We start from the raw sequence: 13,058 nt of genomic DNA, 5'->3' as shown, positions 1-13,058 counted from the left end.
CGCGGCCGGACGACGCGGCCGACTCGGCGCCGGAGCACCAGGGCACCAGGGCACCAGGGCACCAGGGCCGAACGGGACCGCGGATACCGGCACGACAAGGCGCCGGCAGGGGGACACCGAGCGGGAGGGAGCGGAGCCGTCGCGGGGGAAGCGGTGACGAAGCGGCCACGCCACACCCCGGACCGGCCGGATGCCGCCGACCGCCGTACTGCTCGCACTTGACCGCCGACCGTCCGTGCCCCTCGCACCCGGCCACCGGGCAGTCGGGCAGTCCGCGCGCTCCTCGGGCCGGGCCACCGTGGAGGGGGAGCCGCCTCCTGGGCCGCGTCCGTCCGTGACGCATGCCTGGCCGCGTGCGCCTCGGAGCACCGTCGTGCCCCGCGGCGGTGAAGCCGCTCGGCGGCGTCGACGGCGGTTGACCGGACCCGCCGCCCGCCGGACCCGCCGTGTCCGGCCGCCTGCCGGACGCGCTGCGACCCGAACGCGCCGTGGCGGGGTCGACGGCCGGCGCGCCCGGCCGGGTCGGTCAGGGTGCCGACTTCGTGGTTCCGCACAGGGCCTGTCGGTACAGCGCCTCCAGCGCGTCGTCGATGGGGTGGTGCTGCGGTTCACCGGCGGCGTCCAGCCGGTTCCATCTGATGAGGTTGACCGCGACGGACATCCGGCGTTTGCCGTCGGCGCGGGTCAGGGACATCGTGCCGGCTCCCCAGACCGTGCCGTCGTGCCCCCAGAAGGTGCCGCAGCCCGGGACGGACACCTTGTGCAGGCCCAGGCCGTAGTCGATCGTCGATCCGTCGAGGGCGCGCACGGGGACCGTCCGCTGCATCTGCGCGAGCGACGCCTCGCCGACGACCCTCCCGGCGAGCAGTTCGCCGTAGAAGCGGTTGAGGTCCTCCATCGTCGAGACCAGGGCGGCACCGGTGCCCACCCACGACATGTCGTAGACGCTGTAGTCGCGCGGCGGGTCGACGAAGCCGTACAGCGCCTCGTACATCCGCGAGTGGGGGCCCTTGAGGCGCGGCCCGGTCGGGAAGCCGGTGTGGCGCAGGCCGGCGCGCTCGATGACGTGGCGGGTGATGTACCGCTCGGCCGTGGTGCCGGTCACCTCTTCCAGGAGCTGGCCGAGGAGGAGGTAGTTGACGTTGGAGTACACGCCCGTCGAACCGCCGGGCTCGCCGGCCGGAGGGGCCGTGAGGCCCAGCTCGATCAGTTCGGCCGGGCTGAACCGGCGGAACCGGTTGTCGTCCAGGCTGCCCGGGTGGACGGGGACCTGAAGAAGTGAGGGGAACGCGTAGCGGATGTGGTCGGGGATGCCGCTGGTGTGGTTGAGCAGCATCCGTACCGTGATCTTCCTGCCGCGTTCCGCCGGTACCAGATGGGGCAGGTAGGTGCCGATCGGCACGTCGAGTCCGATGCGGCCCTGCTCGACCTGCTGCATGATCGCGGCGGCGGTGAAGGTCTTGGTGACGCTGCCGACGCGGTGGCGCAGGTCGGGGGTGACGGGGCGGCCGGTCGCGAGGTCGGCGACCCCGGAGGCACCGCGCCAGGTCCGGTCGGCGTCGCGGACCTCTGCGAACACCCCTGGTATTCCGGCGTGGTGAACACCGTCCAGCGCGGCCCCCAACCCCGCGGGGTCGAGGCCGGTGTCCGAAGCGGTACGGGCGGCCGGTGCGGCCCTCGTCGGGTCGGGTGCCGGCGCGGGTGCTGCCGTCACCGCGCTCGTGCACATGCCCAGTGCGGCTGCGCTTGCGCATAAGACGAGTCGGATCTTCACGACGTCCGTCCTTTCAGGATCGGGTCACTGCGGGTGCGAAGGGAGATGTTCCGCGAATCGGCCAGGCAGCCGGCCCCGACACGGCATCCCGCCACGGCACGGCATCCCACCTCCGTCCGGCACCGCTCCCGGCCGCCCGTCGCGAGGACCGCCTGCGGACGGGTGGGGCCTGCCCTCCCGGCCGGGTGGGAGCGTTGCGGCCCATCGCCCTCCCGTGTCCTGCCGCTTTCCGACGGTGCCACACGCGGTGGCGGCCACCCCCCTTTAGGAACATGTTCCGAAAGTAGCACCGGAAGCCGCCACCGGGAACACCGAAAGCCGAATCCGCGCCCCGTTCCGCGACGGGAAGGGCGGACGGCATGATGGGGCGATGCCCCGACCACCCGCACCGCGCGGCCGCATCGGCCGGCCGCCCGTGACCTCCCGCGCGCGGATCCTGGCCGCGGCCCGCCGACTCATCGACCAGGACGGCTGGGAGAAGCTCACCATCCGCCGCCTGGCCGCCGAGCTGGGCATCGGGGCGACCACCCTCTACCACCACATCCGCGACAAGGAGGACCTGCTGGTCCTCCTCCTCGACCAGCACGTCGGCCAGCTCGAACGCCCCGAACTCCCCTCCGCGCCGAAGGACCGCATCATCGCGGCCGCCACCGCCATGCACGACGCCCTCGCCGCCTGGCCCTGGGCCGCAGAGGTCCTCTCCGCCGACGGCTTCGTGGGCCTGCTCGACGAGTCCGCGCTGTGGATGGTCGAGGCCATCGTGGCCGCGGCCGGCGACCACGGATGCACGCAGGCGGAAGCCGTCCACGTCTTCCGCAGCCTGTGGTACTACACCGTCGGCGAAGTCCTCGTCCGCGCCCGCTCCCCGCACCGGCGCTCCGACGACCAGCGCCCCGCCCACCGCAAGACCTTCGACGCGGCCCGCGTCCCCCACCTGGCGGCCATCGGCGAGCAGTGGCCCGCCCTGGCCGGGCAGGACACCTACCGCGACGGGCTCCGCGCGTTCGTCGACGGACTGCTCGCCCAGGCCACCGGCCCGAGCACATGACGCGGACCGCGCCGGCGCCCGCCGGAGGACCAACGAGGAGCACGCGGCCGGTCTGAGCCCCTACCGCAAAGGAGGGGGCGCGGCCGGCGGACGGGCGGTCCCACGACGCCGGGGCCCACCGGACGGCAAGGGAGCCGAGCCGTCCTGCGACAGGACGGCTCGGCGCCGTACGGAACAGCCGGAACAGGCACGGCCAGGGCAAACTCGACCGCCACCCGAGCGACGACCGGCGGGATGACGCAGCACGGCGGGCGGCCCCGCGCCCCTCCACCGCCAACTGGGGAGAACGAGCGAAATCAATCGCCCCCCGCCCCGTCAGAGCCGTCCGGTGTCGCGAGACCGCACTTCTCCACGGCGGCACGGAAGGCGTTGAGCGGATCCCCTGACTCCGCTTCATATTCAAGGAGCAGATTAGTCATTTTCTTGATTATGATGCGGCGGTGGACGAGGACCGGGGAGGGGACTGCTGCGATGGCCTTGCGACATGCCGTGCTGGCGGCGCTGCTGGACGGCGAGTACAGCGGATACCAGTTGGCGAAGGCGTTCGACGTCGGCGTCGCGAACTTCTGGCACGCCCTGCCCCAGCAGTTGTACGCCGAGCTGGCCAAGCTGGAGAAGGAAGGGCTGGTCGCGGGTCGGCAGGTGGTCCAGGAGTCCCGGCCCAACAAACGCCTGTTCCACGTCACCGACGCCGGTCGCGCCGAGTTGGAGGAGTTCGCCGCAGCCGTGTCGAAGCCCTCGTTCATCCGCGACGACCTGCTGGTCAAAGTCCAGGTCGCCGACCGCATCGGCACCGCACCGGTGATCGAACAGCTCGAGAAGCGGGCGGCCGAGGCCGAGGCCAAGATCGAACTTTTCGGCAAGCTCCTGCGGCAGATGCGCGGTGACGCGGACGAAGAGGACTTCCTACGCCGAGCCGAGCGGATCGGGCCGTACTTGACGTGCCTGCGCGGCCTGGCCTTCGAGCAGGGCCATCGGGACTGGTGCCTGCGGATCGCAACCGTCCTGCGAGAAAGGCAGACGACTCATGCCGCACGGTGAATACCTGCGTTACGTCGCCCTGGGCGACAGCCAGACCGAAGGGCTGGGCGACGGGAACGACACCGTCGGCCTGCGCGGCTTCGCCGACCGGCTCGCCGAACAGCTCGCAGCCGTCAACCCCGGGCTCCGGTACGCCAATCTCGCCGTACGGGGACGTGTCGCCGGTCAGGTCCGCGCCGAACAACTGGGGCCGGCCCTGGCCCTGCGCCCCGACCTGGCCACCGTCGTCGCCGGAGTCAACGACCTGCTCCGACCCCGGTTCGACGCCGCAGAGGTGGCCGGTCACCTGGAGGAGATGTTCGCCGCGCTCACGGCCGCCGGAGCCCACGTGGTGACCCTGACCTTCCCCGACGTGGGGAAGATCGCACCCCTCGCCCGGCCCCTCAGGTCCCGCGTGTTCGACCTCAACACCCGCATCCGCGCCGCGGCCGCCCGTCACGGGGTCACGGTCGCCGAAACCGCCCGGCACGCCGTCACCACCGACCCACGGCTGTGGACCGCGGACCGGCTCCACGCCAGCCCCCTGGGCCACGAGCGGATCGCCGCAGCGCTCGCCCAAGCCGTCCACCTCCCCGGAAGCGACGACGCCTGGACGCGTCCCCTGCCGCCGCAGACGGTCCCTTCGGGACGGCAAGCCGCGGCAGCCGAACTGCGCTGGGCGGCCGCGTTCCTCGCTCCCTGGCTCGGGCGCCGTCTGCGCGGCCGGTCCTCCGGCGACGGCCGGACCGCGAAGCGCCCCCAACTCCTGCCCCTGAGCGCCAGACCCGCCTCTCCGGTGGACGCCGAGCGACGGGAGTTTCCGTAGGGACGGCATCGGTCCCGAGGCGGGCTCCTCCCGAACGACCCGCCGCCGGCTCCTCCCGAACGACCCGCCGCCGGCTCCTCCCGAACGGCCCGGCGCTGCGCGGCACGCCGGAGTGGGCACGTTCACGCGTACCCGGGGATCCTTCGCGAGTGCGCCGGGTACGCGGGCGGCGTCCACGACACAGCCCCGCAGACGACGACGCCGGTTCTTCCGGTGGTCGGGGACCTGTTCCCGTGGTCGGGGACCTGTTCCCGGAACGAGCCCGCGGACACGGCGGGCGCAGCGACGGCACGACAGCAGCCCCGCGGGACGGCGGTGGCCGGGCTGTGCCGACGGCCGCGGGTCCCGCAGATTCACCAGGGCATGGGGGTCGACTCCTTGCCCACGGCCCTCGACGGCACGGACAAGCGCCCGGGTGTGCCCCGTGGGAAGGGAATCGGGCAGCCCGTCCCAGTGGATCGGCACGTCCCAGCCCGAGACGGCGGGGACATCGTCTTCGTCCACCACCATCGGGTTCACATCGGCGAACCACCTCCGGCCCTGCCCGTGCACTCCTTCACCAGTCGGTCAGCGGTGGTGAACTCCGGGAAGCCTTCGCTGAGAAGCTCCTTCAGGTGCGCTCCGGCCACGCGCGTCAGTCCGTTCAACTTTCATCCTCATTGCCCGTCCATGACACACGGTCTGTGAAGAACCGCCCTCCTGACCAGGCCCGGCCCCAGTGCCGTCACCCCCCGTGAAGCCCTACGGAGTCGGAGGAGCCACCGACCGGTGCTCTCCCCCGTGCCGCCGCCAACTCCCCCGCACCTGACACGATGTGCTTGAGCCGGAAACCGGCCAGGGCGGTCGGTGGGGTGGACGTCCCCTTCGCCACCGGTCCTCAGCGGCTTCCGGACGGGTCCGGGAGGTTGTCGACAGGCGTGGGGTGACCGCATCGCCTATCGTGGAAGGCGGTGGGCCGACCGGGGCCCACCTTCTCGGGGCCATCTGGTTCGCAGTCTCGACACACACCTCATCCCGTGGGGCCGTGAGTACACCGGCCACACCACGTGTCCGCGGCGCACCCCGCCGACCGGTGCCGTTCTGACCGGCGCCGCCGGAACCGGTCGCGCCATCCGGCCGATCACACCGATCCGTTCGAGGCACCAGCGGCTTTCGCCGCGGCCGGCGCCCGGGAACGGCCCGCGGGATCCCGGTTCCCAGCGAACCGGGGAATGGAGGGACCATGGCAGCATTCCGCCTGACTCTGAAAGCCACGTTCTGCACGGTCGTCGCGTTGTTGATGACCGCGGTCTGGACGCAACCGGCGAACGCGTGGACCTGGGCCACCAGGGTGACCGTGTACAACGGTTCCGGCCTGTGCGTCCAAGGGGACGCGGGAATCGACCACCTGCGACCCGGCACGTTCTCCGGCAACCTCGCCTACGCGAACACCTACGCGCTGACCCAGGGGTGCGGGACCGGTCTGTCCAAGCCCGACGGCTGGGCCGCCGCGCGGGCCGTCGTCTACCGGTGGAACGGCTCCGCCTGGGCGGTGTGCCGCGCCAGCGACTGGAAGTACGGCGCCACGGGCCAGGCGGGTGGCGAGTTCCCGGGGCCGTGGGGGCCGGAGCAGGGGCTCGACTGGGGTGGTTGGCAGGCGTGCGGGCCGGGCTATTACGGGACGCTCGCCTCGGCCTACGTCTGGGACGGGTCCGCATGGCGTGGCGGCGGCGTCTGGTCGGGCCACGAGTTCGCCTCGTCCACCCGGTTCAGGGAGAGCCGGCCGTCCGCGCCCCAGGTCGCTCCCACGCGGCATGCCACGCCGCCCCCCTCCCACCCGCGGGTGCAGTCGGGGACCCGGTGAGGCCAGGAGCACGCGGCCGTGCTCCGCACGTGCCCGGCGGATCCGCGAGGACCCGCCGGGCACGCTTCAGTGGTGCTGCGTCAGGTTCTGGTTCTCCTGCCCGGCCAGGGGACGGCCGCGGGCGGTGCGGGGTGCCGGCTCGCTCGGACGGCCGCCCACACGTCACCAGCACGTCCGACGCCCCGTGGGGAGGCAACCGAAGGCCGGGCGTACCGGCGTCCCTCGGGGGTGTGTCGTACGGTCACCGCACGGGCTGCACGAGGCGGCGCGGGGGTCCGGTGGTCGTGCGCGTGGTCGTCCACGGGGCGGCGGTGGGGGCTCCGGAGCTATGCGGGCGGCTGCCCTGCCCGCTCGGCGGCGGCGCGCAGCCTGTCCGCCCGCTCGGTCGGGTCGTAGTCCGGACCGACCCCCTCGACCAGCACCACATCGCCCTCGATGTGGTCGGTACGCAGCCGCAGGATGTCCTGGTAGGGCGGTGAGTCGTACCAGGCCCGGGCCTTCGCCAGGTCGGGGAACTCGATCAGGACCATGCTCCCGGACCACGTGCCCTCCAGCACCTCGGCCGGTGGGCCGTGGATGACGAAGCGGCCCGCGAAGGGGTCGAGGGTGGCCTGGATGCGCTCCAGGTACTCGATGATGTCGCTGTGGTGCCGACGGTGGCGGAGATGGGCGAAGCCGTAAGCGGGCACGGTGGGGCTCCTTCGTTCCGGTTCCGATCCGCCCGGAGCGGGGCGGTGACCAGACGGTAGCCGGAGGCCGCTGACGACAGCGATTACCTCACGGGTAGTTGCCATCGGCCCTGGACGCGCCGCCGCGCCGCGGGTGGCAGCACCCGCGGCGCACACAGCGCACCGTCGACGGGCCGGAACGGCGGCGGCGCCCGACCGGAAGCGCCGGATCCGGGCCTGCCCGCGCGTACCGACGGGGGCGCCCCGTCAGGAGCCACGGTCAGGAGCGGAAGCGCGCGGACCGGCCCTTCCCCCGCGCGGGCGGACCTCGGCGCTCGTGCACGGCAGGCGCGACCCGGCGCGTCACTGCCACGGCGATCCGTCCCTGGGCCGCGGCCGTACGGCGGCGGGGGCGGCGCGGGCCCGGTTTCGGGGGTCCGGTGTGGCTTTCCAGCGGCCGTCGGTGGACTTCGCACCGCGCTTGGCGCGGACCGGTCGGCGGACCTCGCGCCCGGCTGCCTTCGGCAGGGCCGCGCGGCACGGCGCTCCCCCGACGCGTACGCCCCCGGCGTTCCCCGGCCGCCTCGCGCTCGCGGGTCGTCGGCCGACCTGGGCGGCGCGCTCGTCGTCGGTGCAGGTGAAACCGTTCGCCGCGGCGATGAACCGGACGCTCACCAGGTGGAGCCGGGGGCTGAGAATTCCATGGAACCCGTGGCGCGTCCCGGGTTGTCGAGGGGGTGACAGGGGCCTCGGCCCGAACGAGTGGGGGGAGTACCCGTGGGTGACCGCGACTCGGAACGCGACGCAGGGTTCGCGGAGTTCGTGAGAGGGGCGTACGCGTCGCTGCTGCGGACAGCCGTCCTCCTGACGGGAGACCGGCATGCGGCCGAGGACCTGGTGCAAGCGGCGTTGGTGCGGGTGTACGTGCGCTGGAACCGTTCGGCGGCCTGGGAGTCGCCCCAGGCCTACGCCCGCAAGGTGGTGGTCAACCTCTTCGCCACGTGGCGCAAGCGCCGCTGGAACGGTGAGGTCCCCAGCAGCGCGGAACGCCACGTGACCGACGCGGGGGACATGGCCGACGGAGCGGCGAGACGGCTGCTGGTGGGGCGTGTACTGGCCACTCTGCCCCGTGCGCAGCGCGCCGTGGTGGTGCTGCGCTTCTACGAGGACTTGTCCGTGGAGCAGACGGCCGAACTGCTCGGCTGTTCGCCGGGGACCGTCAAGAGCCGGACCAACAGGGCTTTGGAACGGCTGCGCGCCTCAGGGGTGCTGGCCGAATACGCAGGAAGGGGTGCGCGATGAGCGAGACGACCCATTCGGATGAGGAACTCCTGAGGCGGAGCCTGCACGAGTTGGCCGCGGCGGAGGGCGGCACGGCGGGTTCCCCGCAGCCGGCCGTGCTGGTGGCCCGGGGCCGCCGGGCGTTGCGGCGCAGGCGGGTGGCCGCCGTCACGGCGAGCCTGGCGCTGGTGGGCATCGTGGGGGCAGCAGGGGCGTACGCGGGGCTGCTCGACGACCGGCGGGACGTGAACGTCGCCTCGCCCGGGGACGGGAAGCGGGCCGGGGAGGAGCGGGTGGTCTCCCTCCTCAAGGGGCTCCTCCCGGAGGGGAAGGTCACCGAGGTGGGTCCGGACGGGGAGGGCGTCGTGCTGGGCGCCTATCTGAGGGGCGTCGTCACCTTTGACGACGGCAAGGGCGCCGGGACGGTCTCCATGGCCCTGGGCCGGACCGACGACCCCTCGCTCGCCACCGTCTCCCTGGCCGATTGTTCGGCGAAGCCCGGGACCGTCGGCCGGTGGGGGCCCAAGGGAACGTGTACGGCCAGGAACCTGCCGGACGGCTCCCGCCTCCTGCTCACTCAGGATCGTGAGGCCCCCTACCGCGAACAGGATCCCGAGGTGTGGTCGGCACGGCTGACCAAGCCGGACGGTTCGATGCTCACCGTCACGGAGTCGAACGCGCCGGCCGGGAAGGGCACGGCACCGTCCCGTGAGGATCCGCCGCTGACGCAGGAGCAGTTGACGACCCTCGTGACGGCGGAGGAGTGGCGGCCGCTGCTGGACTCGTTCCCGCGCCGGGGTGGTGGGAACGCGGATCCGGACGCCCCGTCCGGCTTCGAGCTCGTGAACACCTTCAAGCCGCTGCTTCCCCCGTCCCTCAAGCGCGTCAGGAGCACGGGCGGCACGGACCCCAGCGGCTATGTGAGCCTCACGGTCGACGACGGGAAGGGCGAGGCCGAGGTCGAGGTCACCGTCGACCGCCGCGGAACGAACACCGGCGATCGGATGAGGATCGAAGAGCGGCAGGGCCCGGACCCCTGGAGCGACAAGGGGATCCTGCGCTGGTCGGTCACCGCGATCCGGCCCGGCGGCTTCCAGGTCACCATCACCGCCTACAACACCTACTACGTAGAGGGTGAGCCCAGTCGCTCCACCTCCCCCCTGACGATGGAGCAGCTGAGGGACATCGCGAGCGACGACGCCTGGGACCGGTACCGGTAAGCCGGACCCGCCCCCGTCGACGACGGCGGCCGACCGGGCGGGCGGCAGCCCGGCGGCAGGCCACACCGCGGCCAGGGGGCGCGGCGCGGCCAGGGGGCGCGGCGCGGCCAGGGGGCGCGGCGCGGGCGCCGGGGCGGGCGAGCCGCCCGACGGCGGTGTGACTCCGCTCCCCCGCCGCCGGGCCGGAGCCCGTCCCGTGGCCCCCACCGGCTCGGGCCGGGTCCGCCGGTCCGTGGCGGGTCCGGATCCGGGTCCGGCGCGTTCCCCGCCTCCACCCCTCCTCCGGTACTCGCCTCACCGGGGTGATCACAACGAGCCGACCCGACACACTGGTTCGATGCAGCGCGAAGAAGAACAGCCGTTGTCCGGCGGCAACGTCAGTGCGGGCGTCGTCCGTGTCGGAGACACCGTCCGGCGCCCGACCGGACCGTGGACCCCCGCCGTGCACGCCTTGCTCACCCACCTTCACGGGGTGGGGTTCCGGGCGGCGCCCCGCCCGCTGGGCATCGACGACCGGGGGCGCGAGGTCCTGACCTTCGTGCCGGGACACGTGGTCTGGCCCGACCGGTTCTCCCTGCTCGAACCCGCTCGGCGACTGGCCCGCGTGGCCCGCCTGGTCCGGGACTTCCACGACGCCGTGCAGGACTTCACGCCACCGCCCGACGCGCACTGGCAGGTACTGGTCCGGGCGGAGGGCGACGACATCATCGCCCACCACGACCTGGCGCCGTGGAACCTCGTGGCCGCCGGCGAGGAGCAGTGGGCCTTCATCGACTGGGACACCGCCGGCCCCGGTTGCCGCCTGTGGGACGTCGCATACGCCGTGCACGGCTTCCTCCCGCTGTCCGCCCACCCCGACTGGCAACACCCCGACGCGGCAGGCCGGCTGCGGGTCTTCGCCGACGCCTACGGCCTCGACGAGGCCGAACGCCGCCGGCTGGTCCCCCTGCTGGGGCGCCGTACGCGTTCCATGCACGACTTCCTGCGGGACCGGGCCGCCCGAGGCGTCCAGCCCTGGGCGACCCTGTGGAGCGAAGGCCACGGTGACGCCTGGCGAAGCGACGCCGAGTACATCGAACAGCGCGAGGACCACTGGGAGCGCGCCCTGCTGTCCGGCTGAGGCACCTCCGTGCCCGGCCCCCGGTGACGCCGTCCCGACACGGCCGCGAGGCGTCTTCCCCGTCTTCCCCGTCTCCGGCGGCACGGTCCATGGAACGGCCGATGGACGCGGCCACATGGCGCGCCCCGGTGGATCAGGTCCACCGGGACGATCGAGGGCCGCCCCGGCACCAAGGCACGGCCGCCTCCCGCGGCGCGGAAGGCGGTCGGCTCCGTCGCACCGGGTCAGGAACCGGCCCTGACCTCCTTCGTCGGGGGCGGGACCGCAGGCGCAGGGCGCCGGGCAGTCGACCGGCGGAGGCGGCGCGCATCCGGGTGGCCCTCCGGCCGGAAACAGTTCCCCGGCGCGTTCCCGACCGCGATAGTGGTGTCGTACATCCACACCGAGGAAGGGACGCGCCGCGATGGCACAGCAGGTCCGAGGGGTCGTGGCCCCGGGGAAGAACGAGCCCGTGCGGGTCGAGACGGTCATCGTCCCGGACCCCGGCCCCGGTGAAGCGGTGGTGAAGGTGCAGGCGTCGGGGGTCTGCCACACCGACCTGCACTACAAGCAGGGCGGCATCAACGACGACTTCCCCTTCCTCCTCGGCCACGAGGCGGCTGGTGTGGTGGAGTCCGTCGGCCCGGACGTCACCGATGTCGCCCCCGGCGACTTCGTGGTCCTCAACTGGCGGGCCGTCTGCGGCAGGTGCCGGGCCTGCCGGCGCGGCAGACCCTGGTACTGCTTCGACACCCACAACGCCACGCAGAAGATGACACTGGAGGACGGCACCGAGTTGTCGGCGGCGCTCGGCATCGGGGCCTTCGCCGAGAAGACCCTGGTCGCCGCCGGCCAGTGCACCAAGGTCGACCCGTCCGTCTCCCCCGCCGTCGCCGGTCTGCTCGGCTGCGGCGTGATGGCCGGCATCGGCGCGGCGGTCAACACCGGCCGGGTCGGCCGGGGCGACACGGTCGCCGTCATCGGCTGCGGCGGCGTCGGTGACGCGGCGGTCGTCGGCTCCCGCCTCGCCGGCGCCGCCCGGATCATCGCCGTCGACATCGACGACCGGAAGCTGGAGACCGCCCGTTCGATGGGCGCCACCCACACCGTGAACAGCCGCACCACCGACCCCGTCGAGGCGATCCGCGAGCTGACCGGCGGGTTCGGCGCCGATGTCGTCATCGAGGCGGTCGGCCGTCCCGAGACGTACCGGCAGGCGTTCTACGCCCGTGACCTCGCCGGTACGGTCGTCCTCGTCGGCGTCCCCACTCCCGAGATGAAGCTGGAGCTCCCGCTGCTCGACGTCTTCGGGCGCGGCGGCGCGCTCAAGTCGTCCTGGTACGGCGACTGCCTGCCGTCCCGCGACTTCCCGATGCTCATCGACCTGCACCAGCAGGGCCGCATCGACCTCGGCGCGTTCGTCACCGAGACGATCGGCCTCGGTGACGTCGAGGACGCCTTCGCCCGCATGCACGAGGGCGACGTCCTGCGCTCGGTGGTGGTCCTGTGATGGCCGCCCGCGTCGAGCACCTCGTCACCTCCGGCACCTTCTCGCTGGACGGCGGCACCTGGCACGTCGACAACAACGTGTGGATCGTCGGGGACGGCACGGAGGCGATCGTCATCGACGCCGCGCACGACGCCGACGCCATCCTGGCCGCCCTCGACGGCCGTGCGCTGCGGGCCGTCGTCTGCACCCACGCCCACGACGACCACATCGGTGCCGCCCCCGCCCTCGCGGCCGCGACCGGCGCCCCGATCCTGCTCCACCCCGACGACCTGCCGCTGTGGAAGCTGACCCATCCCGACCGCCATCCGGACGGCGAGCTCGCCGACGGGCAGACCCTCGCCGTCGCGGGAACCGACCTCACCGTCCTGCACACCCCGGGCCACGCCCCCGGCGCGGTCAGCCTGTACGCGTCCGACCTCGGCACCGTCTTCACCGGGGACACGCTCTTCGCCGGCGGCCCGGGCGCCACCGGCCGGTCCTTCTCCCACTTCCCGACGATCCTCGAATCGATCCGCGACCGGTTGCTCACCCTGCCGCCGGAGACCGTCGTCCGCACGGGGCACGGCGACACCACCACGATCGGTGCCGAGGCCCCCCAGTTCAACGAGTGGGTCAGGCGGGGCCACTGAGCGGCGGCTCCGGACGGACCGCACCGGGGCGCCCGCGAAGAGGACGCCGGGGCGGAGGTCCCGGTGCGCGAGGCGCCCCCCGGGAGGCGGGCGCCTCACGCCGGACGACGTTCCACGCCCGCGTACGCGTGCGGGCGAGG

12 protein-coding genes are annotated in these 13,058 nt (G+C 73.3%); 9 read left to right on the top strand and 3 right to left on the bottom strand.

Annotated elements, in window-relative coordinates; translation table 11 throughout:
* Nucleotides 1–526: 526 nt before the first annotated feature.
* Nucleotides 527–1,624, bottom strand: coding sequence for a serine hydrolase domain-containing protein (locus AC07D6_RS26450; protein WP_479048549.1), 1,098 nt, complete (start codon nucleotides 1,622–1,624; stop codon nucleotides 527–529).
* A 520-nt stretch (nucleotides 1,625–2,144) separates the two neighbouring features.
* Here AC07D6_RS26450 and AC07D6_RS26445 point away from each other — a divergent pair.
* The 3 genes from AC07D6_RS26445 (at nucleotide 2,145) to AC07D6_RS26435 (ending at nucleotide 4,668) form a co-directional block, all read left to right on the top strand.
* Nucleotides 2,145–2,822, top strand: coding sequence for a TetR/AcrR family transcriptional regulator (locus AC07D6_RS26445; RefSeq protein ID WP_479048356.1), 678 nt, complete (start codon nucleotides 2,145–2,147; stop codon nucleotides 2,820–2,822).
* Nucleotides 2,823–3,293: 471 nt separating this feature from the next.
* Nucleotides 3,294–3,863 carry a PadR family transcriptional regulator gene (locus tag AC07D6_RS26440; protein ID WP_479048354.1) on the top strand — a complete coding sequence of 190 codons (570 nt, stop codon included), beginning with the start codon at nucleotides 3,294–3,296 and terminating at the stop codon, nucleotides 3,861–3,863.
* Entirely contained in the window at nucleotides 3,850–4,668 is an 819-nt protein-coding gene (locus AC07D6_RS26435; protein WP_479048352.1) for an SGNH/GDSL hydrolase family protein, read from the top strand. The genes AC07D6_RS26440 and AC07D6_RS26435 overlap by 14 nt, the downstream gene beginning before the upstream one ends.
* Before the next feature lie 515 nt (nucleotides 4,669–5,183).
* Here AC07D6_RS26435 and AC07D6_RS26430 read toward each other — a convergent pair.
* Nucleotides 5,184–5,315, bottom strand: a complete 132-nt coding sequence (locus AC07D6_RS26430; protein ID WP_479048350.1) for a hypothetical protein — start codon at nucleotides 5,313–5,315, stop codon at nucleotides 5,184–5,186.
* A gap of 575 nt (nucleotides 5,316–5,890) precedes the next feature.
* Between AC07D6_RS26430 and AC07D6_RS26425 the strand changes: the two genes are divergently transcribed.
* Nucleotides 5,891–6,511, top strand: a complete 621-nt coding sequence (locus tag AC07D6_RS26425) for a hypothetical protein (RefSeq protein WP_479048348.1) — start codon at nucleotides 5,891–5,893, stop codon at nucleotides 6,509–6,511.
* Nucleotides 6,512–6,837: 326 nt separating this feature from the next.
* Here the strand turns inward: AC07D6_RS26425 and AC07D6_RS26420 are convergent, their stop codons facing one another.
* Nucleotides 6,838–7,200 carry a DUF1330 domain-containing protein gene (locus AC07D6_RS26420; RefSeq protein ID WP_479048346.1) on the bottom strand — a complete coding sequence of 121 codons (363 nt, stop codon included), beginning with the start codon at nucleotides 7,198–7,200 and terminating at the stop codon, nucleotides 6,838–6,840.
* A 756-nt stretch (nucleotides 7,201–7,956) separates the two neighbouring features.
* Here AC07D6_RS26420 and AC07D6_RS26415 point away from each other — a divergent pair.
* The 5 genes from AC07D6_RS26415 to AC07D6_RS26395 all read left to right on the top strand — a co-directional run bounded on the left by AC07D6_RS26415 (nucleotide 7,957) and on the right by AC07D6_RS26395 (nucleotide 12,918).
* Nucleotides 7,957–8,481, top strand: a complete 525-nt coding sequence (locus AC07D6_RS26415; RefSeq protein ID WP_479048344.1) for a SigE family RNA polymerase sigma factor — start codon at nucleotides 7,957–7,959, stop codon at nucleotides 8,479–8,481.
* Nucleotides 8,478–9,680 (top strand): hypothetical protein, encoded by a 1,203-nt coding sequence (locus AC07D6_RS26410; protein WP_479048342.1) that lies wholly within the window; start codon nucleotides 8,478–8,480, stop codon nucleotides 9,678–9,680. The genes AC07D6_RS26415 and AC07D6_RS26410 overlap by 4 nt, the downstream gene beginning before the upstream one ends.
* Nucleotides 9,681–10,017: 337 nt before the next feature.
* Nucleotides 10,018–10,800, top strand: coding sequence for a phosphotransferase enzyme family protein (locus AC07D6_RS26405; protein ID WP_479048340.1), 783 nt, complete (start codon nucleotides 10,018–10,020; stop codon nucleotides 10,798–10,800).
* A gap of 403 nt (nucleotides 10,801–11,203) precedes the next feature.
* Nucleotides 11,204–12,289, top strand: a complete 1,086-nt coding sequence (locus AC07D6_RS26400) for an S-(hydroxymethyl)mycothiol dehydrogenase (RefSeq protein ID WP_315877529.1) — start codon at nucleotides 11,204–11,206, stop codon at nucleotides 12,287–12,289.
* On the top strand, nucleotides 12,289–12,918 hold the full coding sequence (locus AC07D6_RS26395; protein ID WP_479048337.1) for an MBL fold metallo-hydrolase: 630 nt from the start codon (nucleotides 12,289–12,291) through the stop codon (nucleotides 12,916–12,918). The genes AC07D6_RS26400 and AC07D6_RS26395 overlap by 1 nt, the downstream gene beginning before the upstream one ends.
* The last annotated feature ends 140 nt before the right edge of the window (nucleotides 12,919–13,058 follow it).

Source organism: Streptomyces sp. NPDC045287 (assembly GCF_056432325.1).
The sequence above is the reverse complement of the archived record's forward strand: the minus strand, read 5'-3'. Positions and strand labels throughout refer to the sequence as shown.